At 61.7% G+C, this 26,369-nt stretch carries 25 protein-coding genes and 2 pseudogenes; 12 read left to right on the top strand and 15 right to left on the bottom strand.

Annotated features, from left to right (window positions below; all coding sequences use genetic code 11):
• Positions 1 to 252: 252 nt before the first annotated feature.
• The 4 genes and pseudogenes from CXB49_RS24105 to CXB49_RS09210 all read right to left on the bottom strand — a co-directional run.
• Positions 253 to 453 (bottom strand): annotated as a pseudogene (locus tag CXB49_RS24105) (IS110 family transposase); the annotation flags it as partial.
• Positions 454 to 459: 6 nt separating this feature from the next.
• Complete coding sequence (locus tag CXB49_RS09200) at positions 460 to 1,110, bottom strand: response regulator transcription factor (protein ID WP_101708120.1); 651 nt, start codon at positions 1,108 to 1,110, stop codon at positions 460 to 462.
• Positions 1,107 to 3,011 (bottom strand): type IV pili methyl-accepting chemotaxis transducer N-terminal domain-containing protein, encoded by a 1,905-nt coding sequence (locus CXB49_RS09205; RefSeq protein WP_233493009.1) that lies wholly within the window; start codon positions 3,009 to 3,011, stop codon positions 1,107 to 1,109. The genes CXB49_RS09200 and CXB49_RS09205 overlap by 4 nt, the downstream gene beginning before the upstream one ends.
• A 133-nt stretch (positions 3,012 to 3,144) precedes the next feature.
• Positions 3,145 to 4,974 (bottom strand): type IV pili methyl-accepting chemotaxis transducer N-terminal domain-containing protein, encoded by a 1,830-nt coding sequence (locus CXB49_RS09210; RefSeq protein ID WP_101708121.1) that lies wholly within the window; start codon positions 4,972 to 4,974, stop codon positions 3,145 to 3,147.
• Between the two features lie 163 nt (positions 4,975 to 5,137).
• Between CXB49_RS09210 and mobB the strand changes: the two genes are divergently transcribed.
• Positions 5,138 to 5,638, top strand: a complete 501-nt coding sequence (mobB, locus tag CXB49_RS09215) for a molybdopterin-guanine dinucleotide biosynthesis protein B (RefSeq protein ID WP_101708122.1) — start codon at positions 5,138 to 5,140, stop codon at positions 5,636 to 5,638.
• Between the two features lie 159 nt (positions 5,639 to 5,797).
• Positions 5,798 to 6,745, top strand: coding sequence for a DMT family transporter (locus CXB49_RS09220; RefSeq protein WP_158300698.1), 948 nt, complete (start codon positions 5,798 to 5,800; stop codon positions 6,743 to 6,745).
• Positions 6,746 to 6,803: 58 nt separating this feature from the next.
• Here the strand turns inward: CXB49_RS09220 and CXB49_RS09225 are convergent, their stop codons facing one another.
• From CXB49_RS09225 to CXB49_RS09255, 7 genes and pseudogenes are all read right to left on the bottom strand, one after another.
• The gene (locus CXB49_RS09225) at positions 6,804 to 7,373 is read right to left on the bottom strand and encodes a hypothetical protein (protein ID WP_101708124.1); all 570 of its coding nucleotides are present in this window, start codon (positions 7,371 to 7,373) and stop codon (positions 6,804 to 6,806) included.
• On the bottom strand, positions 7,370 to 8,023 hold the full coding sequence (locus tag CXB49_RS09230; protein ID WP_101708125.1) for a DUF484 family protein: 654 nt from the start codon (positions 8,021 to 8,023) through the stop codon (positions 7,370 to 7,372). The genes CXB49_RS09225 and CXB49_RS09230 overlap by 4 nt, the downstream gene beginning before the upstream one ends.
• A 54-nt stretch (positions 8,024 to 8,077) precedes the next feature.
• A complete protein-coding gene (gene dapF, locus CXB49_RS09235) occupies positions 8,078 to 8,908 on the bottom strand; it encodes a diaminopimelate epimerase (protein ID WP_101708126.1) in 831 nt (276 codons plus the stop codon).
• Positions 8,909 to 9,046: 138 nt separating this feature from the next.
• Positions 9,047 to 9,832 carry an anti-sigma factor gene (locus CXB49_RS09240; RefSeq protein ID WP_101708127.1) on the bottom strand — a complete coding sequence of 262 codons (786 nt, stop codon included), beginning with the start codon at positions 9,830 to 9,832 and terminating at the stop codon, positions 9,047 to 9,049.
• The gene (locus CXB49_RS09245) at positions 9,829 to 10,338 is read right to left on the bottom strand and encodes a sigma-70 family RNA polymerase sigma factor (protein ID WP_369826575.1); all 510 of its coding nucleotides are present in this window, start codon (positions 10,336 to 10,338) and stop codon (positions 9,829 to 9,831) included. Before CXB49_RS09245 ends, CXB49_RS09240 begins: the two co-directional genes overlap by 4 nt.
• Positions 10,326 to 11,300, bottom strand: coding sequence for a YncE family protein (locus CXB49_RS09250; RefSeq protein ID WP_101708129.1), 975 nt, complete (start codon positions 11,298 to 11,300; stop codon positions 10,326 to 10,328). The genes CXB49_RS09245 and CXB49_RS09250 overlap by 13 nt, the downstream gene beginning before the upstream one ends.
• A 385-nt stretch (positions 11,301 to 11,685) precedes the next feature.
• Positions 11,686 to 12,910 (bottom strand): annotated as a pseudogene (locus tag CXB49_RS09255) (IS256 family transposase).
• Between the two features lie 70 nt (positions 12,911 to 12,980).
• Between CXB49_RS09255 and CXB49_RS09260 the strand changes: the two are divergent.
• Genes CXB49_RS09260 through CXB49_RS09270 form a run of 3 tightly spaced genes read left to right on the top strand, consistent with a single transcriptional unit; the run spans position 12,981 to position 14,603 of the window.
• The gene (locus CXB49_RS09260; RefSeq protein WP_158300699.1) at positions 12,981 to 13,559 is read left to right on the top strand and encodes a phage tail tape measure C-terminal domain-containing protein; all 579 of its coding nucleotides are present in this window, start codon (positions 12,981 to 12,983) and stop codon (positions 13,557 to 13,559) included.
• Positions 13,559 to 13,906, top strand: a complete 348-nt coding sequence (locus CXB49_RS09265) for a phage tail protein (RefSeq protein ID WP_101708131.1) — start codon at positions 13,559 to 13,561, stop codon at positions 13,904 to 13,906. Before CXB49_RS09260 ends, CXB49_RS09265 begins: the two co-directional genes overlap by 1 nt.
• Position 13,907: 1 nt before the next feature.
• Positions 13,908 to 14,603 (top strand): phage minor tail protein L, encoded by a 696-nt coding sequence (locus CXB49_RS09270; RefSeq protein WP_101708132.1) that lies wholly within the window; start codon positions 13,908 to 13,910, stop codon positions 14,601 to 14,603.
• On the opposite strand, the gene CXB49_RS09275 is transcribed toward CXB49_RS09270, so the two are convergent.
• Positions 14,535 to 15,581, bottom strand: coding sequence for an IS630 family transposase (locus tag CXB49_RS09275; RefSeq protein WP_101706528.1), 1,047 nt, complete (start codon positions 15,579 to 15,581; stop codon positions 14,535 to 14,537). The two genes, CXB49_RS09270 and CXB49_RS09275, sit on opposite strands and share 69 nt — an antisense overlap.
• A gap of 242 nt (positions 15,582 to 15,823) precedes the next feature.
• Here CXB49_RS09275 and CXB49_RS09280 point away from each other — a divergent pair, with 242 nt between their 5' ends.
• The 3 genes from CXB49_RS09280 (at position 15,824) to CXB49_RS09290 (ending at position 20,001) form a co-directional block, all read left to right on the top strand.
• Complete coding sequence (locus tag CXB49_RS09280) at positions 15,824 to 17,107, top strand: aerolysin family beta-barrel pore-forming toxin (protein ID WP_101708133.1); 1,284 nt, start codon at positions 15,824 to 15,826, stop codon at positions 17,105 to 17,107.
• Between the two features lie 200 nt (positions 17,108 to 17,307).
• Entirely contained in the window at positions 17,308 to 18,504 is a 1,197-nt protein-coding gene (locus tag CXB49_RS09285; protein WP_158300700.1) for an aerolysin family beta-barrel pore-forming toxin, read from the top strand.
• 165 nt (positions 18,505 to 18,669) lie between these two features.
• Positions 18,670 to 20,001 (top strand): DUF3422 family protein, encoded by a 1,332-nt coding sequence (locus CXB49_RS09290; protein ID WP_158300701.1) that lies wholly within the window; start codon positions 18,670 to 18,672, stop codon positions 19,999 to 20,001.
• Positions 20,002 to 20,080: 79 nt separating this feature from the next.
• Here the strand turns inward: CXB49_RS09290 and CXB49_RS09295 are convergent, their stop codons facing one another.
• Entirely contained in the window at positions 20,081 to 21,310 is a 1,230-nt protein-coding gene (locus CXB49_RS09295; protein WP_158300702.1) for a DUF3443 family protein, read from the bottom strand.
• A gap of 11 nt (positions 21,311 to 21,321) precedes the next feature.
• The gene (locus CXB49_RS09300; protein WP_101708137.1) at positions 21,322 to 21,846 is read right to left on the bottom strand and encodes a DUF2844 domain-containing protein; all 525 of its coding nucleotides are present in this window, start codon (positions 21,844 to 21,846) and stop codon (positions 21,322 to 21,324) included.
• Positions 21,847 to 22,407: 561 nt separating this feature from the next.
• Between CXB49_RS09300 and CXB49_RS09305 the strand changes: the two genes are divergently transcribed.
• A complete protein-coding gene (locus CXB49_RS09305; RefSeq protein WP_101708138.1) occupies positions 22,408 to 22,674 on the top strand; it encodes a hypothetical protein in 267 nt (88 codons plus the stop codon).
• A 95-nt stretch (positions 22,675 to 22,769) separates the two neighbouring features.
• Here CXB49_RS09305 and CXB49_RS09310 read toward each other — a convergent pair whose 3' ends face one another.
• Positions 22,770 to 23,069 (bottom strand): hypothetical protein, encoded by a 300-nt coding sequence (locus tag CXB49_RS09310; RefSeq protein ID WP_158300703.1) that lies wholly within the window; start codon positions 23,067 to 23,069, stop codon positions 22,770 to 22,772.
• A gap of 804 nt (positions 23,070 to 23,873) precedes the next feature.
• On the opposite strand from CXB49_RS09310, the gene CXB49_RS09315 reads away from it, so the two are divergent.
• The 3 genes from CXB49_RS09315 to CXB49_RS09325 all read left to right on the top strand — a co-directional run bounded on the left by CXB49_RS09315 (position 23,874) and on the right by CXB49_RS09325 (position 26,369).
• Positions 23,874 to 24,623, top strand: coding sequence for an endonuclease/exonuclease/phosphatase family protein (locus CXB49_RS09315; protein WP_101708140.1), 750 nt, complete (start codon positions 23,874 to 23,876; stop codon positions 24,621 to 24,623).
• 322 nt (positions 24,624 to 24,945) lie between these two features.
• Positions 24,946 to 25,683, top strand: a complete 738-nt coding sequence (locus CXB49_RS09320; RefSeq protein WP_101708141.1) for a methionine ABC transporter ATP-binding protein — start codon at positions 24,946 to 24,948, stop codon at positions 25,681 to 25,683.
• A complete protein-coding gene (locus CXB49_RS09325; RefSeq protein ID WP_101708142.1) occupies positions 25,683 to 26,369 on the top strand; it encodes a methionine ABC transporter permease in 687 nt (228 codons plus the stop codon). Before CXB49_RS09320 ends, CXB49_RS09325 begins: the two co-directional genes overlap by 1 nt.

Here is a 26,369-nt window from a genome sequence, read left to right on the forward strand (position 1 = left end):
TGCGAACTTAACATTTTGGCGAATGGAAAATATGCCGTCAAGATTTTGATATTGGAATCAGCCTGATGCGGGGCAGGATACTTCTTATGGAGGCCTAAAATTGGACGAAATACACCACTAGTCAGGCATGATCATTCAACTCTGAGCTTAATAGACACATGAGCGTGCAGCCGAGTAGCGCAGGTTGGCCTATCGGGCCATGCTCGCATCCATTTAGAGGTGACGACAGGGCAGTAAATACCGTCTTTCACGTCAAGTAGCTCCTACGTAGTCGGCCCGGTAAGGTTGGTGTGTTTTCAGTATGCCAAAGCACGGATGGACCAGCTTGTGCATAGCCGCTCCCAAGGCGGACACTCTTGTCTTGCCTCGGGCTAGCAATCGTTGATACAGCGACTTCACATGTGGGTTGTGTCGTATGGTGACTACTGCTGCTATATACAGTACAGCTCGAAGGCACGCTCAGACCTTGTCCAGCCCATGCTCCACGGCATAGACCGCCGCCTGCACCCGGCTGCTCAGCGACAGCTTGCGCAGGATGTTTTGCACATGGACCTTGACCGTGCTCTCGGCCAGGTCTAGCCCGCGGGCGATTTCCTTGTTGCTGGCGCCGCGCGCCAGCCAGCCCAACGTTTCCCGCTCGCGCGGGGTCAGCGCGTCGGCCTCGCTGGTCTTGGCCGTCTGCGGCTGGCGCAGCTGGGCCAATAGCTTGGCCGTCATTTCCGGCGACAGCACGCTGTCGCCGTCCACCGCGCGGCGAATGCTGTCCAGCAGGAAGTCGGCGTTGATGTTCTTCAGCAGGTAGCCGCGGGCGCCGCCGCGCATGCATTCGGCCAGATCGTCGCCGTCCTCGGACACGGTCAGCATCAGCACCGCGATGTCGGGACAGGCGCTGAGTATTTGCAGCAGCGCTTCGCGGCCGTTCATCACCGGCATGTCCAGGTCCAGCAGCACCACGTCGGGCTTCAGCAGTTCGGCCTGCTTGACGCCGTCCAGTCCGTCGGCGGCTTCGCCGACCACCAGGAAATCGTCCTGCCGCTGCAATAGCGCCTTCAAGCCGCTGCGAAACAGCGTGTGATCGTCAATCAGTAAAATGCGTATGGCTTGTGTCATGCGCTGATGCGCTCCTCTTTGGGCAGGGTCAGTTCCACCGTGGTGCCCTGTTTCGGCGCCGAGCGAATGTGGATCCGGCTGTGTATGCGGTTGGCCCGCTCTTGCATGATGGACACGCCGACATGGCTCGCGGCCTTGGCGGCGAGCTGGTCGGGGTCGAAGCCGCGGCCGTTGTCGCGGATGCGCATGCTGAAGCTGGCGGCGTTGTCTATTTCCACCTCGACTTCGCTGGCTTCGGCGTGCTTGCGGATATTGGACAGCGCCTCCTGCAGGATGAAGAACACCTGCAACTGCTGCTGCGGGTCCAGCGGCTTGCCTTCGCCGCGCATCTCCAGCCGCGTCGGCACCCGGGTCTGCTGTTCGAAGCGTTGCAGCAGCGTGCGCACCGCTTGCGGGAACTCCTGCTGGCTGATGCGGGTGCGGAAGTTGAGCAGCAACTCCCTGACGTCTTCGTAGCATTCCTGCACGCCGGTTCGAATGAAGACCAGGTTTTCGCGGGCCAGTTCCTCCTCGCGCGAATTCATCGCCTCTTCCAGCATCTGCGCTTGCAGATTGAGGAAGGACAGCGACTGGGCGATGCTGTCGTGCAGGCCCTGGGCCATCAGATTGCGTTCCTCGGACACGGCGAACTGGCGCTCGCGCGCGCTCAGCCGCTGGTTCTCTATGGCGACGCCCAGGTGCTGGCCCAGCGTTTCGATCAACAGTTGCTCCGCCATCGACAGCACGCGCTTGTCGCGGAAGTACAGCGTGAAGATGCCGACATCCTCCCGTTGACTGCGGATGTGGAACACGGCGATGGAGGCGAAGCCGGCCTTGCGGCAGTGGCGGATTTCCTCGCCCTCGAGTTCGCCGATGTGGCGCAGCACGGCAAACGGCTGCTGCATCGCCTCGCCGCAGTGGCAGGCGTCGTCGGGAATGCATTCCTCGCTTTGCGCCATATCGTCGGGCAGGCCCTGCTGGGCGATCTGGTCCAGCTTGCCGCGCGCCGCGTCCACCAGCCTGGCGTTGGCGGCGTCGGCGCCGGTCAGCCGCATCAGCCTGTCGATGAAGCCGCGGCAGGTTTCGTCCAGCGCGCGTTGCTGGTGCAGGAAGGAGCTCATATCGTACAGCGTCCTCAGCCTGAGATTCTGCTCCTCTACCTCGAAGGTCTTCTGCCTGACCTTGCTTTCCAGGTTCTGGTACAGGTCCTGCATCCGGCCGGCCATCTGGTTGAAGCCGTCGGCCAGCATGCCGAACTCGTCCTGGCGGTCCACTTTGACCCGGGTGTCCAGTTCGCCCTCGCGCAGGCGGCGTATCGCGTCGCTCAGCGCGCTGACCGGATTGATCACCATCAGGAACAGCATGTAGGCCATGGTCACCGCGCAGGCCAGCGCCATCGCGATCAGCACCATCTGGAACATCCGCAGCAGATTGGTGTGCTTCTCGTTGTCGCGCTCGAGCAGGCCGACCAGGCCGTCTATCTCGGCGACGAAGGCGTGCAGCTGCTGCGCCGAAGGCCCGGCGCCGGCGGCCTGCAGCCGCGGACGGATGTCGTTTCGCCAGCGCTGTTCCAGCAGCTGTTCCTGTTGGCGGATGTCGCGGTTGTCCGGCAGGAACAGCGGACGGGCCGGGTCGCCGTGTCTCAGCAGCCGGGCCAGCGTCTCGTCGAAGCCGCTTATCTCGGCGCGCAGCCTCTGCTCCGGCGTCTGGACGGACAGCAGATAGGCGGCGCGGAAGGTGCGCATGCGCAGGCTGCCGACATCGTTGATCGCGGCGGCGCCGCCTTCCAGTCGCCAGGACAGCGCCAGCGTGCAGCCTATCGAGACCAGGGCGACGAAAAGCGCCAGCAGGGACAGCACCAGCAGCTTGCTGGCCAGGGTACGAAAGCGGGGAAGCGCGGGGAAGATGTCGGGCATGGGCATGATGGAATGGCGAACGGCGGCGGGGCGCGAATATCCATCGCGCCATTGGTTTTGATATCGACTGTCTTAACATAGCTTTTATCGGCGACCGAGACAATCCGCCAAAAGGAGAATGCTAGGGCGCGAGGCGGTTCTAGCCGGCTTCCCGGGGCAGGATCAGCTCCACCATGGCGCCGTGCTCCGGCGCGGAGACGACGCGGATGCGGCCGTTGATGCGGCGGGCTTGCTGCCGCATGCGGGACAGGCCGGCGCGGCCCTCGTCGTGCTCGGTCGGCGGCGGATCGAAGCCGCGGCCGTTGTCGCGGATAGACAGACGGAAGCCGGCGGCGTTGTCTATTTCCACCTCAACCTGGCTGGCCGCCGCGTGCCTGCGGATATTGGACAGCGCCTCCTGCAGGATGGCGCAGGCCTGCAATTGCAGCTGAGGCGCAAGCGGCGCGCCGTCGCCGCGCGTTTCCAGCCGGGCCGGCACCCGGGTTTGCAGCTCGAAGCGGCGCAACAGCGTTTGCGCCAGCTCGGCGAAGTCCGGGGCGGCGGCGTCGGTCAGCAGGCCGCGCATGTCTTCGCCGCACTGCCGCGCGCCGGCGCGTATGGCGGCGAGGCTTTCATGGACCCCGGCCTCTGCGCGTCCGTCCAGCGCGTCCTCCAGCATCTGCGCCTGCAGGTCGAGCAGGAACAGCGACTGGACGATATTGTCACGCGCTTCGCTATGCAGCAGATGGCTGGCTCCCGATGCCGTCAGCCGCTGGCTTTCTATCGCCATGCCGACGTGATGGCCCAGTGTCTCTATCAGGGTCCGCTCCGGCTCTGACAGGGTGCGCGGCTGGTGGAAATACAGCGCGAGGACGCCGACGTCGTCGTGGCTGCTGTGGATGCGAAACAGCGCGAAGGAGGAGAAGCCGGCACACTGGCAATGAGCGAGTTCGGCTTCGTCGTCCAGTTCTAGGCGTAGCGGCGAGGTGTCGCGGTCCGGGGCGGCGCTGCTCCCCGGACTGGCCGCTTGCCCGGCCGGCAAGCCGATCTGGGCGATGGACTCCAGCGTGCCGCGCGCCGGATCGACCAGCCGCAGGCTGGCGGCATCGGCGCCGGTTCTCTCCATCAGGTGGCGGATGAAGCCCTGGCCGGTTTCGTCCAGCGGACGCGGTTGGTGCAGGAAGGAGACCATGTCGTAAAGCGCCTGCAGGTGCAGGCTCTTTTCCTCGACGGCGCGGGTTTTGTCGCGCACCTCGGCCTCCAGGTCATGGTAAAGCGCCTGCAGCCGGCCGGCCATCTGATTGACGCCATCTGCCAGTACGCCGAATTCGTCGCGATTGTCGAACTCCACTCGCGCTTCCAGCTGGCCGTCGCCGAGCCGGCTGATGGCCTGGCTCAACCGCTTGAGCGGACCGATCACTTGTCGCAACAGCAGATAGGCGATGGTCGCCGTGCCGAGCACCGTCACCGCGATCAAGCTCATCAGACACAGGCGCAACAGGCGGATGGTGTTTTCGTTGTCGCGCTCCACCATGCTGACCAAGCGGTCTATCTCCACCACGAAAGCCTGCACTTGCCGCAGCGGAGGGCCGTCGGAGCCGGGCTGCAGCAATGGCCGCAGTTGCTCGCTCCATTGCCGCTCGATCAGCCCCTCCTGGCCGCGCACCGCCGGATTGTCGGGCAGGAACAGCGGGCGCGCCGGATCGCCATGGCGCAGGCGCAGCAGAATCTGGTCGAAGGTGTCGATCTCGTTTTCCACTTGCTGGGCGGCGGCTTGGTCCGATTGCAGATAACTGAGCCGGTAGCTGCGCATGCGCAGGCTGCCGACGTCGTTGATCGCCGCGGCGCCGCCTTCCAGCCGCCAGGACAGCATCAGCGCGTAGACGATGAAGACCAGGACCGTCGCCAGCGCCAGCAAGGACATGGCCAGCAGCTTGCCCACCAGGCCGTGGAAACGGCGGGGGCGGGCGGACGGTTCGAATGGCGGCATGCATTCTCCTTTCGATGGATGGCGGACGGAGGGTGGACGCGGCACAATGCGGCAGGCGGGAGGCCGGCGGTTCAGGCCATTAGTTGATTCTAGTTTCAACAATATCAAAATCATCAAAATAGTGGCCGGCGCGCCCGGCGGCTATCGATGGACAGGAGCAGAGATGCCAACAGTACTGGGCGTGTGCGGTTATTCCGGCAGCGGCAAGACCACCCTGCTGGAGGCGTTGTTGCCGGCGTTGGCCGCGCGGGGCGTCGCGGTGTCGGTGATCAAGCACAGCCATCACGATATCGAGCTGGACACGTCGGGCAAGGACAGCTTCCGTCACCGCCGTGCCGGCGCCCGCGAGGTGATGGTGGTGTCGCCGCATCGTTTCGGCTTGTTCGCCGAGACCGAGCGCGAGTTGACGCTGGACGAGCAGATCGCGCGGTTGGCGCCGTGCGATCTGGTGCTGCTGGAAGGGCAGAAGACGCTGCCGCTGGCCAAGCTGGAAGTCTATCGGCCGGCATTGGGAAAGCCCGCCCTCCATGATGTGGATCCCGATGTTATCGCGGTGGCCTGCGACGCGCCGTTGCGCGCCGGCGTGCCGGTGCTGGACCTGAACGATGCGGAAGCGGTGGCGGACTTCATCGCCGGCTGGCTGAGCGGCGCCGCGCGCGCCTGAGGGGTGGAAAGGGTGGTCGTTGCTGTAAATATCTGATTGTTGAAATTTAATTCTTGTTTTATTATTTTTTGTAGACTTAATATCGCTATTTTTCGCGATTTTTGAGTAATTATTTTTCAGTAAATCGCTAAAATGGCGCAAATTGTTTCAAGAGTCGCCATGAAGCCCGCAATATCCCACCGCAACGCCTACATCCTGCTGACGCTGACCATGCTGATGTGGTCCACCAATTTCGTCATCGCCCGCGCCCTGCATGGGCTGATCGGTCCGTTCACGCTGGCCTTCGCCCGCTGGGGCATCGCGCTGTGCTGCCTGCTGCCGATCGCGCTGCCGCGGCTGAGGCGCGAATGGCCCGGCCTGCGCCGGCAATGGCGTTTGCTGTTGCTGCTGGGCTTGTTCGGCATCGGTCTGACCAATAGCTTCCTGTACTGGGCGGTGCGCACCACCACCGCGACCAACGCTGTCATCCTGAACAGCGCCACGCCGGTGATGGTGTTGTTGCTGGGTTCGCTGTATTTCCGCCAGCGGCTCAGCCGGCGGCAATGGAGCGGCATGGCGCTGGCCTTGTCCGGGGCCCTGCTGATCGTGCTGAAGGGCGATCCGCGCGCACTGGCCGGTTTCCATTTCGGCGGCGGCGATCTGCTGGTGCTGGCCGGCGGGCTGAGCTGGGCGGTGTATACGCTGGGCCTGCGCAAATTGAAGCCGGGCATCGATCCGCTGGTGTTGATGGCCACGCTGCTGTTGATCGGGGAGCTGCTGTTGCTGGGGCCGTTCGCCTGGGAGGCGAGCGGCTCGGGCTGGCCGTCGCTGGGCGGCGGCGCCTGGGCCAGCCTGATCTATCTGGGCCTGCTGCCGTCGGTGCTGGCCTATTTGATGTACAACCGCGCGGTGGCGGTGGTCGGGACCGCCAGGGCGGCCGGCTTCCTGTATCTGATGCCGGCCTTCGGCGCGTTGCAGTCCATCCTGCTGCTGGGCGAGGAGCTGCGCTGGTATCACGCGGCCGGCCTGGCCGCGATTTTCGGCGGCATCGCGCTCAGCTCGCTGCTGCGCGCCCGGCCCGCGGCGGATGGCGCGCCACTGCCGGCGGGCGCTGCTAAGCGGGCCTGATAAAGAAACGGGACCGGCGCGCCGGTCCCGTTTTTCGCATCGGATGAAGTCCGGCGGCTCAGGTGAAGTTCAGCAGCAGCGGCATCAGCCAGCTTTCCACCCCGGCCAGCAGCAGCGGCAGCAGCAGGCATAGCGCGGCCCAGCTCGCCCATGGCGCGCGGCAGTCCTGCGTGCGGCGGATCGCCAGCAGTTGCATGCGATAGGCGGCGTAGCCGATCGCCGCGGTCAGCGGCGGCGCCAGCACATAGACGGCCAGCGGCCGCCATTCCAGCCACGGCGACAGGCCGATCACGCCGACATGCAAGGCGAGCTGGCTGCAGAACAGCGCCGTCAGCCTGGGATCGCGGCCCGGGAAAACCAGCGCGCGCCGTTCCACCCGCATATTGGCCGGCACCCACATCGAGGCGGCCAGGCCGAGCCAGGCGTAGGGGTAGAGGAAGGGAAGCAGCAGCGGCGCGATGGAGACCGGCTCCGGGTGGCGGTCCAACAGCAGGGCCAGCACCATGTAGGCGGCGGCGAAACAGGCGATGGCGCTGCCGTCGCGGCTGCGCGTCAGCCGCCAGCACAGGTGCAGAAAGAACAGGACGACGATCAGCAGCAGCAGGAAGCCTCCCGGCGTCGCCGTCATTGCGCCTCCAGCGCGGACAACAGCGCGGCGGAGATCAGTTCGCCGATCTGGCTCAAGTACTGGGTGTGCATGTCGAAGCTGAAGCGCTGGGTGTCGTCGCTGGCCAGCACCAGAATGCCGAAGGCCTGGCCGTCGGGGCCGCGCAGCGCCACCTGGGCGAACGATTGCAGCACCGGCGTCGGCGGGAACCAGCTCAGCACCTCGTCGTTGACATAGGGGCCGCAATACGGCGCGGTCAGATTGCGCGCCAGCCCCTGGACCTCGCTTTGCGCGTTGTAGTGCTCGCCGGCGCCGTCGGCGGCCGGATGCCACAGCCTGAGCGCCACGCGCTCCAGCTGGAAGTGCTGGCGCAGGCTGCCCCGCAACGCGGCGATGCGGGATTCGAGGCCGCGGGCGGCCAGCTGGGCCAGCGTCAGCTGATGCAGCCTGGTCAGGATGCGATCGTTGTCCTGGCCGCGCTCTATCCATTGCTGCAACTGCGCCTCGAGCTGGCGGTTCTGGTCCTTCAGCTCCAGCATCTGCCTCTCGACGAAGGACACCACGACCCGCTCGCCGTTCTGCGGCGCCGACTGCAGACCGTAGCGCGCCGCCACCTGTTGCAGCAGTTCGGGATGTTCGTCGAGAAAAGCCAGGACCTGTTCGCTGTGCATGTGCCGCGCCCTTTCCAATTGTGATGCGGAAACCCGTTGGTGTCGCCGACGGGCCTAAAGTTCGATTTCGCCGCGGAAAACGGTGGCCGTCGGGCCGGTCATGATCACCGGGCTGCCTTCGCCGGCCCATTCGATCACGATGTCGCCGCCGCGGGCGTGGACCACGACGCGCGCGTCCAGCAGGCCCAGGCGGATGCCGCAGACCGCGGCCGCGCAGGCGCCGGTGCCGCAGGCCAGCGTTTCGCCGGCGCCGCGCTCGTAGACGCGCAGCCGGATCTCGCCGCGGTTGACGATCTGCATGAAGCCGGCGTTGACCCGCTGCGGGAAGGCCGGGTGGCCTTCGATCCGGGGGCCGATCTCGGCGACCGGCGCGGCGTCGATGTCGTCCACCAGCTGCACCGCGTGCGGATTGCCCATCGAGGCGATGCTGACGACGACGCTGCGCTCGCCGAGCGGCAGCGGATAGGACAGGGCTTCGGCGTCGGCCAGGAAGGGCAGGTCGGCCGGCGCGAAGCGGGGCACGCCCATGTCGACCCGGACCAGGCCGTCGCCGAGGTATTCCGGCGCGATCACGCCGCGGGCGGTTTCCACCAGGATGCGGTCCTTGCCGGTCAGCGCCTCGTCGCGGACGAAGCGGGCGAAGCAGCGCGCGCCGTTGCCGCATTGCTCGACCTCGCCGCCGTCGTTGTTGAAGATGCGGTAGCGGAAGTCGTGACCGGCCTCGCGCGCCGGCTCCACCAGCAGCAGCTGGTCGAAGCCTATGCCGAGCTGGCGGTTGCCGAGCCGGCGGATCTGCTCCGGCGAGAGGGAGACCGACTGGCGCACGCCGTCGACGACCATGAAGTCGTTGCCCAGGCCGTGCATCTTGCTGAATTTCAGTTTCATTCGGTGTCGCGTGGCGATGCGTTGCAGATGGGGCAGCTTAGCACAGCCTTTCGGGCGCGACATCTGCGGGAGAGGGGCTGCGCGGATGAGGTGACGGCGCGCGCCCATTTCCGCAGGCTGACGGAATGGGCGCGTCGCTCAACCGTCGCTCAACTGGCGTTGCGCCAGCTGGGCCAGCGCGGACAGCTGTTCTCGCGGCATGCCTGCCGACAGCGCGTATCCCTGGCCCTGGCTCCACCAGTAATAGACATTGACCGGTCCCTGGCTGGCGAAGTGGAATCCCTGTTCCGCCCGCGGTCTGACGCCGTTCGCCACGTACAGGGTCACGCGCAGCCCGGACGCGTCGTGGTACATGAACTGAGCGACAGGGCCCTGCTCGCCTGGCAGCAGCCGCCCGCCTATCAGCTCGTAGCCGGCCTGGGCCAGGCGCGGCGGCTTGATCTGGCTTTGCATGCGCCGGGAAAGCCAGGAGACCATCTGCGCTTCCTGGTCGGCGCCGATCTCGACCGGTCGCTGGATGTCGGGGCTGTAGACCACGTGGGCCATCGCGGCTTGCCGCGGCAGGCTGTCAGCCTGGCCGCTTTCCGCCACGGCGGGGCGGCTGGCCTGGTAGGCGCCTTGTCCATACCAGCCGCCTCCGACGCCCAGCGCGAACACCAGGCCGGCGGCCATGCCCTGGCGCCACCAGGCCGGCGCCGCGCGTCGCGCGGGCGGTCTGGCGGCGGCCAGCAAGCGACTCGGCACGGGCTCGCGCTCGGGCAAGGCCCAGAGTTCTCGCAGCGCCTCGTCTTGGCGCCGCCATTGATCCAGTTGCCGCGCGGTTTGCGGATGCCGCGCCAGCCAGGCTTCCATCTCTTCCGCCTCGCGCGCGGTCAACTCTCCATCGAGATAGGCTTGCAGCTTATCGGCGTTCGGTTCTGTCATGGCTCCATGCCTCCCTGTTCAGTCATCAATCGGCGCAATCCCTCCCGCCCCCGGTGCAGGCGCGACATCACGGTCCCCGCCGGCACGCCGAGCATGCTGGCCACGTCCTGATAGCGCATTTCCTCCACCACCACCAGCAGAAGCACCTCTCTTTGCTCATCCGGCAATCGGGTCAGGATGCGGCCGAGATCCCGCAGGCGCGACTCGCGCTCGTGGCCGGGCGGCACGGCCAGCCTTTCCCATTCCGCATCGGACAGTTCGGTCGCCTGCCTTGCGCGTCGGACGTGATCGACATGCCGGTTGTGCAGGATGCTGAACAACCAGGGGCGGATGTCCGATCCGGACCGCCACTGCCGCCAGTTGCGCCAGGCCCGTTCCAGCGTGTCCTGCACCAGATCGTCCGCGGCGGCCGGGTCCCGCTCCAGCACGCGCGCGTAGCGGCGCAGCCGGTCCAGGTTGTCCAGCAGGAGCTGATGAAACTGGCGCTCCGGATTCAGTGGGCCGATGGCTTGATCTCCCGGACGATGCCGCGCGTCGCCAGATCCAGCTCCGCCACGCTCAGATCGTCGTTCAGCACCCAGGCCTTGCGGCTGTCGCGGCTGAAACTGATGGCCTGGCGAGGGCCGGACAGGCCGCCGATCTCGGCCGCGGGCTTGAAGTCCGGCAGCGTGACTTCGGTGAGCGAACCGCTTTTCAGATTGCCCGCGTACAAGGCCTTGCCGTCCGGCCGCAAGGCGGCGCCGTAGGGCTCGCGGCCCACCGGCACGGCGGCGGTGATGCGGCCCGTTTTCGTGTCCACCCTGGCCAGGGTGTCGGCGCCGCTGTTGGCCGCATACAGGGTGCCGCCGTCGGCGGACACCGAGATGGCGCGTATCTTGTCGAAACCGCCGATCTCCCGGCGCAGCGTCAGCGTCGCCGTGTCCACCACGCTCAGCTTGTCGCTGCGGAAATTGGTGACATAGAGATCGGCGCCGTCGGGCGACAGCTTGACGCCTTGGCGCGGGCCGGAGAAACCGGTGATCACCTTGAGCACCCGCCAGTCGGCCAGGTCCACCACGCTGACGGTGTTGGCCGCCTGGTTGTTCACATACAGGCGGGAGCCCGAGCGGTCGATGGCGCTGCCGAACGCGCCCGGACCCAAGGCCAGGCTGGCCTCCAGCTGCAGTGTGCCGGCATTCCAGCGCTCCAGCACGCCTTTGCTGCTGTCCGTCACGTAAATGTGCTGCCCGTCCGGCGAGAAAACGATGTTGCGCGGCGTGATGAAGCCGGGAAGCGTGGCCGCGAGCCTGCCTCGGGCCAGATCGTATACCTTGAGCTCGGCGGTCTGGCTATTGCCCGCCACCGCGATGCGCTCGTTCGGGCTCACCGCCAGCGTATTGTTGCGGATGTCGGCGTCGAAGGGCTGGGCCGCGGCCGACCAGGCAACGGCCCACAATAGCGAGGCGGCCAATAAGGTGATTTTTTGCATGTTCGCTTCCACTGTGATTCGAGGTGTCGATCCGGGCTTGGCCACGGATCGGATTGGCGAAGGAACAGGACATCGGATCGTGCTCCCATCAGGGTATACGAGGCGGCGGGGACGAATATTCCCGGGGGAGCGGTTTTTTTTGCGGAAAGCGAGCTTGCAGGGCGAAGGCCGGCGGGGAGGGAGGGGCGCGGGGACGGGCCCCGCGCGGGCGTTCAGGTGAGGGGGTGAGGGATAAATCCACCAGGTAGTACCGTGATAACCGGGAACAGCTGGGATGATACGGGAAGATGCCGGACGGCAGTTTGGAAATCTATTTCACGTGTTGCAAAGAGTGGTGAGCCTATCGGCCAAGCCTGTCCGAATTTTTGTGTAAACGGGGTTTGGGTTACGCCTGTGGAATGCGTTCCTCGAACTGAATGGTAAAGCGAGTCAGCTGCCTTCCAATCCCGAATCGGCATGGTCCACTTCTGACTGATGTTCCTCAGCGCCAGATAGAACAGTTTCAGCAACGCCTCATCACTCGGGAACGAGCCCCGATTCTTGGTCAGCTTTCGCAGACTCATATTCACCGACTCGATGGCATTGGTGGTGTAGATCACTTTCCTGATCTCCGGCGGGTAGTCGAAGAATGGCGTTAACCGAGCCCAGTTGCGCCGCCAGGACTGACCAATCGGCAAATACTCATCATCCCACTTGGCCTCAAACTCACCTAGCCGCTGCTCAGCTTCGTCGAGGGTGGCCGATTGGTAGATTCGTTTCAGGTCGGCGGCTACTTCAGCACGCCGCTTCCACGACACGTAGTTCAGGCTGTGTCGCACCATGTGTACGATGCACAACTGCACGGCTGCTTTCGGGAAGACCGCCTCGATAGCCTCCGGGAAGCCCTTCAGGCCATCGACGCAGGCGATAAAGATGTCCTGTACGCCCCGGTTACGCAGTTCGGTCACGACCTGAAGCCAGAACTTGGCTCCCTCCGTCTGCGCCAGCCACATCCCCAGCACCTCCTTCTCTCCAGCCAGGGTAACGCCGATGGCGAGATAGACGGCTTTTACGCGTACAGCCCCCTCACGTACCTTCACGTGGATGCAGTCGAGGTAGATGATTGGATAAACCGAATCGAGAGGGCGAGCCTGCCAAGCTTTGACCTCTTCGGTGACGGAATCCGTGATGGAGGAGATCAGGCTGGGTGAGACCTCTGTGCCATACATTTCTTCCAGATGGGCCTGAATTTCCCGAACAGTCATCCCCCGGGCGTAAAGCGAGATGACTTTGTCGTCGAATCCGGTCCAGCGGGTCTGGTGCTTGGGAATGAGTTGCGGCTCAAAGGTACCCTGGCGGTCGCGTGGTACCTCGATAGGCAATTCACCGAACTCGCCCTTGAGGGTCTTTCGGCTCTTGCCATTCCGGGTGTTACCGGAGGGATTGAGCACCGGCTCGTGTTTGCTATGGCCAAGGTGTGCGGCCATCTCGGCATCCAGTGCTTTCTCGACCAGCAGCTTGGTGAGCTGTTTGAGCAAGCCGTTCTCGCCGATGAGGTCTTCGGGCTTCTGGTAATTGGCCAGCAAGCTGTCCAGTAGTGTGTCAGGTACGTCGTGTTTCTTCGAGCTCATTGTGTCTCCAGACTAGGTGGCAGTTTCCTGCCAAATGTCCGTTTACACAAAATTCAGTACACGCCCCAGCATGGAATCGACGCTGACTCAGTTTTTCGAGACCGGCAAGCTGGGCTGGAAGAGTTTCGCGGCGGCGATTCTGCAGGAGATCGAAAAGATCATGGTGGCGAAGGCTGCCGCCGGTTTGCTAACGCAGGCGGTAGGCTTCTTCTCTGGCATGGTGCCGACGCAATCTGCTGCGCCGGTTGAGGTCGGCACGCCGACTTGGACCGCCCAGGCCGACGGTGGGGCATGGTCGCGCGGTGTGCAATTCTTTGCAAATGGCGGCGTGTTCGACCGGCCAACCGGGTTTGCACACGCCGGCGGCCTCGGCGTTCTGGGCGAAGCTGGCCCGGAGGCTGTGATGCCGCTGACGCGCGGATCCGATGGGCGGCTGGGCGTGCGAGCGTCCGGAGGTTCGGGCGGTGGTGACATGATGATCAATCAGACGGTGATCTATCAGGATGCCGGCGGCAAGCAGACGCAAGGGGATGCCCAGGGCAGTGCGATGATGGCGGGCATGGCTGAGGCGATGAAGGGGATAGTGAAGCAAGGCATTGCCGCAGAGTTGCGCCCTGGCGGGATGATTTACAACGCGAGGAACGCATAGTGGCTGACGTTTTCACTTGGACGCCTTCGGTGAACATGGAGACCGAAACCGCGCCGGCGGTGACGGTTTCCAAGTTTGGCGACGGGTACAGCCAGCGGGCGCCGGCCGGAATCAACAGTCTGGTCGACACGTTCAACCTGGCATTCAACAATCGGACTCCGGCCGAGATTACCGCTATCGATGCCTTCCTGACGAAGCAGCGCGGCGTGTCCTGGTTCTGGTTTGCGGGAGCTGACGGCATTAAGGTCAAGGTGATCTGCCAGAAGCCATGGAAGCGAACGGACCCAGTTGCGGGAGCTGTGTCGCTGACGTGCACGTTTGAGCAGGTGTTTGACTTGGGAGTGTGAAATGCAAATCCAGCAGGATGTCCAAGGCTTCATCCTTGATGCGAGGGTGGAGCTTTTTCAATTGGCGCCGCCGCCCGGCACGCCATACCCGGTGCAGTACTTCACGCCGGCCGGCACGGACGCCAATACCAACCCGATCAGCTTCATGGGTCAGCAGTATCAGCCCTGGGCTATCCAGGCGCAGGGGTTCGAGAAAACGGTACAGGGGAGTGCGCCGCGCCCCACGCTTTCCATAGCCAATGTGGTGATGGGTGCCAACGGGCCGATCTACGGCATTTTCACGCAGCTGGTTCGGCAGTTCAAAGGCCTTGCAGGCTGGCAGGTGACGCGCATGGTGACCTACGCCAAGTTCCTTGATGGTGGCACGCTGGCCGGCACACCTGAGTTCCATCAGCAGGAGATCTGGTTCATCAACCGCCGCACGCAAGATGACGGTACGGTGCTGCAGTTCGAGCTGGTGAGCGCGCTCGATCTGGAGGGCAAGACCGTGCCGAATACCATGGCCAGCGTCTACTGCCCGGCCCAGACGCAGTATCGAAGCGCGGCGTGCGGTTACGCCGGCGCCGCCATGTTCGATGTCGACGGGAAGCAGACTATTAATCCGGCAGTCAAATACCGTACAGAAAGCTCATGCCGCGTAGCGGATTTTTTCATGCCGGAAGTACGACCGGATTCTGGCCGGCTGCTTCTGCAATGAGCGTAAATGGGACAGCACTTTCCCTTGAAGTTGACCGTCTGATCGAACCGGCTCACCTGCGCTCATTCTGGCCTTCAGGTCGCCGTTCAAGTATTCATCCGGGTTCAGTTCCGGTGAGTAGCTGGGCAGGAAGAACAACTCAATCGCCTTCTTGTTCTCTTCCTCCTCCAACCATGCTTGCACCAGCTTGCTGTGATGCACGCGCAAGTTGTCGAGGATCAAGAACACCTTCTTGCCGCCAGCATCACGGATCAGCCGCATCAGAAACTTGATCAGCACCCGGGCCGTCAAGGTCTCCCGGTACAGCATGAAGCGCATCTTGCCTTGGTTGGTAATGGCCGAAATCAAGTTGATGCGCGCTCTTTTCGATTGGGATAACACCAGAACTGGGGTTTGGCCTTTTGGGGCGTAGCCACGCGGAAAGTGCTCAACACTCGACACCGCCGATTCGTCGCCCCAGCTGATTTCAGCCATTTCCGCTTTGGCACGCGCGACGATAGCCGGGTATTCCTCCTTGAGCCATTTCTCGACTGCTGCCGGTCGCTGCTCATAAGCGCGTTTGAGCGGGCGCTGCGGCGTAAAGCCCCAGCGGGCCAAGTACAGACGGACAGTACGGATCGGCAGATCGATCAGAAACATCTGCTTGATTACAGCCTTGACCGCCTGAGCACTCCACAGGGCAAACCTCAGCTTCATCTGGTCTGGCGTGCGATCCACGATGTCCTGCTTGATCCGGGCTTCCTGCGCCTCGGTCAGCCGACGGCCGGTGCCTTCGGCGCGACCGCGCTTCTGTTCTTTGAATCCCTGCGCACCTAGTGCTGCCTCACGCACCACCCAGGCGGAAATGGTGGGGCGGCGCAGCCCGAGTTCTTCGGCAATACTGGCTTGAGACCGGCCTCGCTTGTACATCCGGATAGCGGTACGCCTCAGCTGCTCACGGGCGGCCAGTTCAAGCTTGCGCACATCGATTTTTTCCATGCCGGAAGTATACAATCTGTACGGATTATTACTGCCGAATTAATAATCCGGATGCTGTGGCTCCAGAAAAAGCTGGCCCCCCGGCCAAGACCCGTCTAGGTAGGCACCGAAAAGCATCTCAAGGCTTTGTCAATTTCGCCAAGGCAGCAGGGCTCTTGCCGCCAACATAGATCGATTTCTATGAAATAGCATGCAAAGAACCACTCCAGTTTATTTATCTAATTTCATGAAAGACATATGACATGAAGCTAGCCATAAATATTATCTCGTCTGTGATATCTCTTGTCATTTCGCAATCTTACGCCTGGGGCTCAGACGAGATTCCTCAGTACGATGATGTGGTATTTACTGAACCCGCCGTAGATAATGAGTCCACCATTCAAAAGATTGTTACGCACGACTCCTTTTTAAAACCATGGGCTAACTTAGCAAATATCATGGGCTATGCTTGGTCAAGCGGCAATACCAACCAAAATACCGAAGTTGGCAATGAGTTTGAATATCGCAGAATAAACACCAAGCTTGATGATTTATCCACGCCTGATACCAAATACCGTTACATGTTGATTGGGAAATATGACCCCAACGGCCCTGAAGGTTACTGGGCAGACAAGCGCCTCCGCATGGCGTTTTCCAACATCCAATGGAAAACCGCTCCAGGAGAAATTCAACTAAAAACCCCAGAGCTGTATAACAAGAGGCCGATCAAGACTGTCAATGTACTATTGGAAAACCACGGAGACACGGAAGACGCCGGCGTGGCCAATCTGAAATACGAATCGATGACCAGCTGGTCCAAGGCTGACAAGATCGCTGTCACGGGAAAAGTCACGTTGACCAATACATGGAATGCCAGTCTGCCTCTGCTCGCCGGCACTAATGCGTCAGTGGCGGTGGAAATCGAATCCGGTGCCGACTGGACCACCACCAACGGCACCACCACTACAATCTCGCAAAGCGCCGAGTACCAAGCACAGCTGCCCGCCAAGACCAAGCGTTTGATCACGCTGACCCTATACGAGGAAAAGGCCAATATCCCCTACACCTCGACAATGTATATGAGCTATGAGGCGGAGTTGTACAATTTCCTTCGCTATAGCGGCAACGCCCTTAATACGCATCCGACCGACAGGCCTTTTCATCTTACCCAATTTGGTGGCCGCGATGGCTTGAATGCCACGCAGGACCTGCTGTCTCAATACCGAACTCCGGCCAGCTCTGAATGGGACTGGTTATGGATGAAAAATCGCTACACGCTAGATTATGTCCGCTACGTCATCGGAACCATCAGTTCGCCCAAATTCAAACAGCAATTCAAGGGCACGTTTACTGCGGTTGACTCCACTGGTTACACCATTACTGCCGGGCCGCCAGTGCCGCTATCGACCTCGCTCAGAGCACAAACGAAAAATGGGATCCAGTACCGGGTGCTGAGCGATATCAGCGATGTGCCCGGCAGTGTGAAAAACCTGCGTTTCATGCTGAAAAAGCCGCTGTCGACGCCATCCCCGGCATCGCCATTCTAGCAAATGGTGCGTCAATGAATCTGCACGCTTGCCATTCCGCACGCATAAGCGTGGCAGTTTTCCATTTCAACGCCATCTTATTGATTTAATGAAGGACAATCAGCCATGAAATTAGCCAAATCCATTACTTCAATTACTGCGTTTTTTTCCTTAACTATTCTTATGCCTGGAGCGAGGGTGTTATCGAGATAGAACCCGACGTGCTGTATACTGAGCAGTCGGTTGATAATGAGTCCACCATCCGCAAGATCATCACCGACTATCGATTTCACAGTCCATGGGCAGAAATCGCGTATTACCTAGGCTATGCCTATGTAGGCGGCAATACCCATCCGAATACGTATGAAGATCGCCAGTTTGAATATCGAAGAATCGACACCCAGTTGGACGACTTGCGTACTCCGGCAACTGGATATCGTTATATGCTAAATAGCAAATATGACCCCAACGGTCCGGCCGCGGACGGTTATTGGGCAGACAAACGTTTCCGCATAGCATTTCTCAATATTCAATGGAAAAGCATGCCAGATGATGTGAAGTTGGAGGAGCCGCAGTTGTACAGCAAGAAACCGATCAAAACCATTAATATATTGCTGGAAAACTATGGCAAATCGGACGACGAGGGCGTAGCCACTTTGAGATACGAATCGATGATCAGTTGGTCCAAAGCCGACAAAACCAGCGTCAACGGCAAGGTCACACTGACTAATAAATGGAGTGCCGGCTTGCCGCTGATCGGCGGCACGGAAGCCGCGGTGGAAGTGGCGATCGAAGCCGGCGCTGACTGGACAACCACCAATGGCACTAACACCGCTATCGGGCAAAGCGCCGAGTACCGTGCAAAACTGCCTTCCAGGACCAAGCGTTTGATCACACTGACACTGTACGAGCAGAAAGCAGATATACCGTATACCTCAAAGATGTTCATGATTTATGATGTGGAGTTGTATAACTTTCTCCGCTACAGCGGCAATGCCTTAAATGGCCATCCGACAGATCGCCCATTCTATCTGGGAAAATTCGGTGGCCGAGACGGTCTGAATGCAGGACAAGATTTATTGTCGCAATATCATAATCCGGAAACCTCGCCCTGGGACTGGCCGTGGGTGCTGGACGAATATTCACATTCAGGAACAGAGTATTTCCTGAACCTCATCGCCAAACGCAAATTCAAGCAGCAGTTCAGTGGCGTATTTACCGCGGTCGATTCTAGCAGTTATACCATCACTGCGGGACCGGCAGTGCCGTTGCCTGCGAATGAAGGTATTGCCGCGCCTGGCGGCATTCAGTACCGGGTGCTCAGCGACATAAGCGATGTGCCCGGCAAGGTGAGGAATTTGCGCTTCAAGATGAGCCAGCCGCAAGCCAAACCGTCGTCTGCGTCGCCGTTCCAGTAGCCGACTCTATGTCCGCGCATCGAGTCAACCTGGGATTGCGGAGTTCGAAGCCGGGATGGCATGGCCATCAAGTGACGAGCAGGGCAGCTGATGGGCATCGGACGAATGTTGCAATGCAGCATTTGACGCACTATGCTGACACTGTCTTGCCCGGGAGGCCACGTCATGACCATTTCCCAGACGGCGGATACCGAAGATATCCGCCTGAACGAGCATCCGCAACGCCGGCAACTGAACCGGGAAGCCCGTCCACGCACGCAGCTGCAGCTGGCTGTCGGCATGCGCGCCAGCTACATCGCCTACCTGCATCGCCACATCAGCCGGGAGAGGGAAAACTGGTTGTACCGGGAGCTGGCGGCCCAGCTGAAGCAGGCCTGCCCGCCGCTGGACGACGGACAGCTGCTACTGGAAACGGGTTTCGGCAGCATACGCTGGGAAAGGCATGGCGAGTTTTCCTCGTTGACCATTATCGCCGACGGAGCGGAGTCCCGGCCCTTCGCCGAACCGGCCTTGCGAGAGTTGCCGGCCGACTGGGTGGCCTGGCTGCCCGGCAATGTGCTGGTAGCCGCCCATACCATGCTGCTGACTCCCGCGACCCTGCCGCTTCTCGCCGAAGATCTGGCGGTGCAGTATTTTGGCGGATACGAGCTGGTCGGCGCGGAAATCGGCGACGGCGCCGGCCGCGCTTACACCGATTTGCGCATTCACGCCGACGGTTTCTCCCGTTATGTGCTGGTCGACTATTATATGGGCCGGCGCCAGGCCGGCCGCATGTTGCAGCGGGTGCTTGAGCTGGAAACCTACCGGATGCTGGCGCTGCTGGCGTTGCCGGTGGCCAAGACCATAGGACCAGAACTGGCCAAGGTGGACGAGGAGCTGGCCGAGCTGACCGGCGCGATGTCAGCGGCCAATGCCGACAACGAGGCCCAGCAACTGCATAGACTGACCGAGCTGGCCGGCGCAGTCGAAAGCGCGCTTTCCCGCACCGACCACAGGCTCAGCGCCTCCCAGGCCTATTACGACATAGCGCGCAACCGCATCGCCGAGCTGCGCGAGCGGCGCATCCAGGGTCTTCAGCCGTTCCAGCAATTCATCGAAAGGCGGCTGGCGCCGGCGATGGACACCTGCCGCGCGGTGGCCGTGCGGCAACGCGAGCTGGCGGAGCGGGTCAATCGCGCCACAGCCTTGTTGCGCACCAGGGTCGACATTCGCCGCGAACGGCAGAACCAGGAGCTGCTCGCCTCGATGGAGCGTAGGGCCGCGACGCAGCTAAGGCTGCAACAGGCGGTGGAGGGTCTGTCCATCGCCGCCATCACCTATTACGCCGCAGGATTGCTCGCCTATCTGTTCAAGGGGGCCAAGGCCGCCGGCGTGCCTTTGAACCCCGAGGTCGCCATCGCGGCCGCAGTGCCGACGCTGGCTCTGCTTGTCGCGCTGGGTCTGCACCGGATGCGGAAAAGCCTGCACAGGGAAGAGGGCCAACCGATAAGCCGCTGACACGCCGAACCAGGCGCCCCGTGGCGCGGCGAGAAAGCGCCCGGCCGCAAGCAACGCAGCCAGCCGGGCACAGGTCTCGCTACAGTCCGTTGAACGGTCCGGTCAGAACGCTCTTTCCGTCCGCCGCCGGCACTTTCGCCCCGTCCATCGCGAAATACAGCGTCTTGCCATAGAAATAGGGCAGGCCGATCAGCACATTCTTTTTGTCGTGACCGCCCAGCTGACTCAAGACCGCGTATTTCGTGAAATCGGCCGGCACGGTCGGCGCGACGGTGAACGAGCTCGAGGTGGCCGTGCCCTTGGTGTCGGTAAACGTCATCGACACGACTTCCGACTTCGGTGGGTTGTACCACCATTCGTGAGGATAGACCGTCGACAATCCCTGCAGGCTGGGGAAGCGCAAGGCATTCGTTCCGCTGTCGAAGGCGTCGTAATAATCCTTGCCAACGAAGGTCGATGCCTCGTTCGCGCCCACCTGCAGCTTGATGCTGCTCATCCCCATCTCGTCCGGCGTTACGTAAGCGATCCTGGTATTCGGCGCCAGCTTGTTGTTATCCTCGGTGCCTATGCCCAGAATCAGCTTGCCGCTGACGGTTTCCTGCTTATTGTCGGCATGGAGCGGGTCGAGTTGCAGGATGACGCCGTTATTGTCGCTGGGCAGCAGGCTTACCGGGTTGGGAACCATCAACTCCTTGCCTACGCTCGCTTCTTCGCAGGTGGCGGCGTTGCAGGTGTAGTACAGAGGATTGCCGTCCAGAATGCTAGGCTGCACCCCTATGGTGCCGTTGGCGCCGAAATCTTCTACCGAGTCCATAACGGGTCCAGTCGATGCGCAGTCTTTGGGGGCGGCCGGTATGTCGTCATCGCCGATCACTTGGAACGGGACGCTCTTCCCGTACTGGGGATTGAGCGTCTTGCCCTGGGTCGGATCGGTGCCGAGCCAAACGTCGGCTTTCGACACTTTGCCCCAGACGGCACTGGAAACATACTGCAGACACTCGGCGACGGGCTTGCCCTGATGCGTTTCCGGCACCAGGGTCTTGCGCAGGCCCGGCTTCAGTACCGAGGAGACGATGCGCAGGCCGGCGGCGCCGGTGTCCACCAGAATGTTCGGGATGGTTTGGCAATAAGCGGCGTCGGTATGGCCTGGCGCGCACAAGGTGATGCTGACCATCGGGATATTGACGAGGGGGAAGGTATCGCTGTGCTGCACAGTCATCGGCAACACATTGGCCGGGTGAGGGACGCCGGCATGGGCGGAAGCCAGGCCGCCGGCCGCAAGCAAGGCGGCGAGGGTAATGTGGCGCATGATCATCCCTTTCATTGAATATCGCTGATGGCGACGCCTGCCGGCACTCGCTGCGGAATATAGGCTTGGCCCGAGAAGTGCGGCACTTTGCCGAAGGAGTCGACGACCAGCGTCGATGTCGAGATCGACGACACCCGTCGCGAGCGCTGGACAGGGTCTTGCGACTGAAGCGCATTTCGGTAAGTGGTGTAATTGGCGAAGCCGAACAGCTGCCGCAGATCCGGAATCACCGGACCGGTCCAGGCCACGCCGAATACGACGTCCTTATGCAGATACTCGCGCACCTCGGTACCGTTTTTGGTGATGAACTTCTTCACTTGGTAATTGCGCCCGCTCGGCGAGGCATCGACCGTCTGCTGGGTCGCTTGCTGGGTCGCGTCCTTTTTCCCCTGGACGGAGCTGGCCGCTCCATGCCCCCGCAGGGCGGAGAAATCCTGCTCGATGCTTTGGGCATTTCCCCCAAGCGCAGCCACGGCAGACAATGGCGATAATGCCAACGCCAGATAAATTGCTGTTTTTTTAAATTTCAAAGACATACCTGTAGCACTCCATGCGTATATATGGAACGGATCACAGGACACGGCGATGTGATGCCTTCCCGCTTGATCATCCGCTCCCGACTCGAATTCGCGGCGGGCATATCGCGCGCGCTCCGCCGGCAAATGGTTTGCACTTCAATGGCCGGCCGGCATATCCGGCCAAATTGAAACTACATCGCCATAAAGCACCCCCAATCAATCGTCATCCTGAATGCATCGACGCTAACTGACCGATTGGACGGTGAATGCCGGAACGGTTTTTTTCAGCCGAATCCTATGCGGAGCCACCTGGATCGGACTGCTCCGAATCGGGAGGGCGAGGACGGCGACAGGCCGTGGCTGCCGCCTAGCATGCATATGCGACTCTCGGGCCTTCGCCGGCGACATCGCCTGCCTGATGATCTGGAATTCAAGGGGAATGGAAATGACGGTTGACTTTTTCGATCCGGCGCTTTACTCAAACGATGCCGACGCGTCGCTGCCACAGCACTCCGCGACGGAGACGGCGGCGGTAAGCCGTCATGCCCTGTTAAGCAAAACCCGGCCTTTTGGACCGAAGTGATCTGGTATTTCTCGATCCGCCGGGACGCGGTTATTCCGAAGCGATCGCCCCAGCCAGAAACAAGGCTGCTGTCTATCAGCGGCTATTACGACTTCGACGTGCCGCTCTACTCGGCCGTCCTGTCGCTGCAGGACCCCAGCCTGGATCAAAAACGGGTGCGGACTACGGTGTTCGAAGGCGGCCATATGACTTACCAGACCGAGGCCTCGCGGCCGAAAATACGGGATGCGCTGATCAAAATTCTACGACGCGGACGCGCATAAATGATCGGGCAAGCCCGGCCACGCGCAGCAAGCGGCTGGCTTTAGCCGGGGACGGCAGGGAACGCCGCCGGGAGCCATGCAGGAGGGGGCGCCACTCAACCAGCCTGATCATCGGCGGACCTGTCCATATCCTTCAACTGCAGATCGTGCTGCAGCGCTTCCTGAACAATTTCAGCGAACAGCTTGCAATCGGCCTGCGTGCCGATGAACAAGATCGCTCTGCCGCCATGCTTCTCGGCCTGCTGGCGGCGATTGAAGACTCCGCGGTTGAAGTCTATGCACCGGGAAAGAAGCTCGACGCTCAGTTCTGTCCGCTCAGGCTGCCATGAGACACACCACAAGTCCTTGGACTGGATCTTCTTCAGTACGGACAGTTCCATTTCTGAAGAGTGCATGCGGAACCTCCTTGCCTTTGCGATGACGAAAGCATTCTGCCTGATGGCGCAGGCAAATGCATGTACGGTTTAAGAACCTGTTCACGATCTTTTTTCGAGCAGCGCAGCCCAGCCAGACGACCAGATGCAAGGCGGAGGGGGCAGGTCTTGCTCATTCCAAGGCCCAGCCCAACGGCAGATGGCCGCCTGGCTGGGCTGCCCTTCAGGGCCGTTTTCTGCCGACGCATGGCTTTGTCAAACGCCCCTTGCTGTGAATGACATTGCGGTGGGCCGCTTTGGGCGCCCCGCATCCGACAGAGGTGGCCGCTGCCGCAGATCGTGAACAGGTTCTAAGAGTCTGATGCCAATATCTTGCGTCAGGCCCAGTATTGCGATCGATGCGCCAATCGCCTCAAGCGGGAAGGAAGGCGAGGGCGCTGCGCCACTCCGGAAGAGCCTGGCACTGCTCCGCTATCGCCATCGGCGTGCCCGCTCCGGGCTTTACATAGGAATATTCTGAATATCCTCATCATCCCGGTATGGTATATCAATCATGGCACAAGCTACGGATGTGACGTGTTCACGTCACTGTCTTCTCCAACGGATTGCCCGGCCTTGTGCCGGGCTTTTTTTGTTCTGGCCGCCGGCTGATGGCAAGGCTGCGCGAGGTGTATGCTTAAGAATGGCTGACAGGCCCGGTTTCATGTCTGAGGCAGGGCGCGCAGGCGAGTCGGCGCAGCGCGACATCGTGATTTTTGCCAGCCGCTTTAAACGCAAGCCTGCCTCCTCCTGACAAGAGAAAACGGTCAAGATATTGATTTTCAAATGAATTCAATCTCCGTCATAACCTACAACATCCACAAAGGCATGTCCCCGCTGAACCGCCATCTGCGTGTGGACGATATGGCTGATGCATTGGCCGGCCTGGCGCCGGACATGCTGTTTCTGCAGGAAGTGCAGGGCAAGAACTTGGAGCGGGCGCTGCGTCATCAACGCTGGCCGACGCAGCCTCAGCACGATTTCCTGGCCAGCCGGCTGGCGCATCGAGCGGTGTACGGGCTGAACGCCAGTTACGAACACGGCCACCACGGCAATGCCTTGCTGACCCGCTTTCATGTCAGCCACTGGTGCAATCGCGATATTTCGGTCAACCGATTCGAGAGCCGGGGCGTGTTGCAGTGCCAGTTGCAGCCGGACGGCTGGCCGCAGCCGGTGGTGGCGCTATGCGGCCACTTCAATTTGCTGGCCTATGACAGGCGCAAGCAGTACCGCGGCCTGGCGCGCTATGTGCAGGAGGCGATAGCCGAACACACGCCGCTGATCCTGGCCGGCGATTTCAACGACTGGCGCGGCGAGGCCAGCATGCTGCTGCGGCGCGAGCTAGGCTTGCAGGAGGTGTTTTTGGAGACGCGCGGCAGCCACGCGCAAAGTTTTCCGGCGCGGATGCCGATGCTGGCGCTGGACCGCATCTATGTGCGCGGCTTGCGGGTGGAGTCGGCGCGGGTGTTGTCGGGCAAACCGTGGTCGGTGCTGTCCGACCACCTGCCGCTGTGCGCCCAGCTGAGTCCGCTGTAGGGCTGGTGCGGTTCAAATAGAAACTAAAAATTCTAAGAAAAGAACTGAATTTCATATTGCAAAGCATTTTTTGCAATATGGCGACAGTTTCATATAATTTTTAACAAGGTGGTTGACGCTAAGCGAAAAAGCATGTTCAATCTCAATCAAATTTATCGCCGATTTGAACACAGCTTGCGGGCGTAAAACAGCTAAAGCGTGGGTAGACAGACCCAGCATCACCGAATCTGTCTACATCTAATCTCCCGGACATTCCGAAGATTTCCACAGCCAAAGCCCGCCGCAGCAATCGGTGGGTTTTATGCTTTTGGGAGTGTTTGGAATGATTCATCTGCAAAATGTCCACAAACGATTTCGCCGCCCGGACGGCGGCTGGTTCGACGCCGTCGCGGAAACCTCGCTCACCGTCAAGGCGGGCGAAGTCTTCGGCCTGATCGGCTTCTCCGGCGCCGGTAAATCGACCTTGCTGCGCCTGATCAATCTGCTGGAGCGCCCGGACGCCGGCGCGGTCATCGTAGACGGTCAGGATCTGACCAGCCTGTCTCCGAAACAACTGCGCGCCGCGCGCCAAAACATCGGCATGGTGTTCCAGCAGTTCAATCTGCTGGCCAACCGGACCGTCGCCGGCAATGTGGCCTTCCCGCTGGAAATCGCAGGCTGGAGCAAGGCCGACATCGAAAAGCGCGTCGCCGAGTGCCTGGCTGTCGTCGGTCTCGAGGATCGCGCCGATCATTACCCGGCCCAGTTGTCCGGCGGCCAGAAGCAGCGCGTCGGCATCGCCCGCGCATTGGCGCCGCGACCGCACGTGATCCTGGCCGACGAGCCGACCTCGGCGCTGGATCCGAAAACCACCCAGTCCATCCTCGATTGCCTGCAGGACATCAATGCCCGCTTCGGCGTCACCGTGGTGATCGTCACCCACGAGATGCACGTGGTGCGCAGCATCTGCCACCGCGCCGCCGTGCTGGACCAGGGGCGGGTGGTCGAAGTCGTCGATGTGAACAATCGCGAAGTGGAGGCCGGCTCCGACCTGGCCCGCTCGCTGCTGGAGGCCGCGTAATGGATGCCGCAACCTTGAACGAAGCGCTGCAGAACCTGCAGTCGATGGGCCCGGAAATTCTGCAGGCCGTCCAGGAAACCGGCGTAATGCTGGGCGTCGGCCTCGCGGCAGCCATCCTGTTCGGCGGCCCGCTGGGCGTGATCCTCTATCTGTCCCAGCCAGGCCAGATGTTCGCCAACCGCGCCGTCAACGGCGTGCTCAGCTGGCTGGTCAATCTGGTGCGCTCCTTCCCCTTCATCATCCTGATGGTGGTGTTGATTCCGCTGACCCGCGCCCTGGTGGGCAGCACCATCGGCCCGGTGGCCGCGTCGGTGCCGCTGTCCTTCGCCGCGATTCCGTACTTCGCCCGCCTGGTGGAGCAGACGCTGCGCGAGATTCCGCGCGGCGTGGTGGAGGCGGCCGAGGCGATGGGCGCGAGTCCGATGCAGATCATCTTCAAGGTGCTGGTCAACGAGGCCCGCGCCGGCCTGATCTCCGGCCTGACCATCCTGACCATCAGCTTTCTCAGCTACACCGCGGTGGCGGGCGTGGTCGGCGGCGGCGGCATCGGCGACCTGGCCATCCGCTACGGCTACTACCGTTTCCAGACCGACGTGATGGTGGCAATGGTGGTGCTGCTGGTGGTGCTGGTGCAGATCATCCAGCTACTGGGCAACCGCCTGGCGGCCAAACTGGACAAACGCTGA

It is taken from the genome of Chromobacterium sp. ATCC 53434, from assembly GCF_002848345.1.
Lineage (GTDB): Bacteria > Pseudomonadota > Gammaproteobacteria > Burkholderiales > Chromobacteriaceae > Chromobacterium.

Bases quoted from the DNA above. Each gene is read 5' to 3' on its own strand.
- CXB49_RS09200 (WP_101708120.1), bottom strand. From the start codon at position 1,110: ATGACACAAGCCATACGCATTTTACTGATTGACGATCACACGCTGTTT.
- CXB49_RS09205 (WP_233493009.1), bottom strand. From the start codon at position 3,011: ATGCCCATGCCCGACATCTTCCCCGCGCTTCCCCGCTTTCGTACCCTG.
- CXB49_RS09210 (WP_101708121.1), bottom strand. From the start codon at position 4,974: ATGCCGCCATTCGAACCGTCCGCCCGCCCCCGCCGTTTCCACGGCCTG.
- mobB (WP_101708122.1), top strand. From the start codon at position 5,138: ATGCCAACAGTACTGGGCGTGTGCGGTTATTCCGGCAGCGGCAAGACC.
- CXB49_RS09220 (WP_158300698.1), top strand. From the start codon at position 5,798: ATGAAGCCCGCAATATCCCACCGCAACGCCTACATCCTGCTGACGCTG.
- CXB49_RS09225 (WP_101708124.1), bottom strand. From the start codon at position 7,373: ATGACGGCGACGCCGGGAGGCTTCCTGCTGCTGCTGATCGTCGTCCTG.
- CXB49_RS09230 (WP_101708125.1), bottom strand. From the start codon at position 8,023: ATGCACAGCGAACAGGTCCTGGCTTTTCTCGACGAACATCCCGAACTG.
- dapF (WP_101708126.1), bottom strand. From the start codon at position 8,908: ATGAAACTGAAATTCAGCAAGATGCACGGCCTGGGCAACGACTTCATG.
- CXB49_RS09240 (WP_101708127.1), bottom strand. From the start codon at position 9,832: ATGACAGAACCGAACGCCGATAAGCTGCAAGCCTATCTCGATGGAGAG.
- CXB49_RS09250 (WP_101708129.1), bottom strand. From the start codon at position 11,300: ATGCAAAAAATCACCTTATTGGCCGCCTCGCTATTGTGGGCCGTTGCC.
- CXB49_RS09260 (WP_158300699.1), top strand. From the start codon at position 12,981: ATGGAATCGACGCTGACTCAGTTTTTCGAGACCGGCAAGCTGGGCTGG.
- CXB49_RS09270 (WP_101708132.1), top strand. From the start codon at position 13,908: ATGCAAATCCAGCAGGATGTCCAAGGCTTCATCCTTGATGCGAGGGTG.
- CXB49_RS09275 (WP_101706528.1), bottom strand. From the start codon at position 15,581: ATGGAAAAAATCGATGTGCGCAAGCTTGAACTGGCCGCCCGTGAGCAG.
- CXB49_RS09280 (WP_101708133.1), top strand. From the start codon at position 15,824: ATGAAGCTAGCCATAAATATTATCTCGTCTGTGATATCTCTTGTCATT.
- CXB49_RS09290 (WP_158300701.1), top strand. From the start codon at position 18,670: ATGACCATTTCCCAGACGGCGGATACCGAAGATATCCGCCTGAACGAG.
- CXB49_RS09295 (WP_158300702.1), bottom strand. From the start codon at position 21,310: ATGCGCCACATTACCCTCGCCGCCTTGCTTGCGGCCGGCGGCCTGGCT.
- CXB49_RS09300 (WP_101708137.1), bottom strand. From the start codon at position 21,846: ATGTCTTTGAAATTTAAAAAAACAGCAATTTATCTGGCGTTGGCATTA.
- CXB49_RS09310 (WP_158300703.1), bottom strand. From the start codon at position 23,069: ATGCACTCTTCAGAAATGGAACTGTCCGTACTGAAGAAGATCCAGTCC.
- CXB49_RS09315 (WP_101708140.1), top strand. From the start codon at position 23,874: ATGAATTCAATCTCCGTCATAACCTACAACATCCACAAAGGCATGTCC.
- CXB49_RS09320 (WP_101708141.1), top strand. From the start codon at position 24,946: ATGATTCATCTGCAAAATGTCCACAAACGATTTCGCCGCCCGGACGGC.
- CXB49_RS09325 (WP_101708142.1), top strand. From the start codon at position 25,683: ATGGATGCCGCAACCTTGAACGAAGCGCTGCAGAACCTGCAGTCGATG.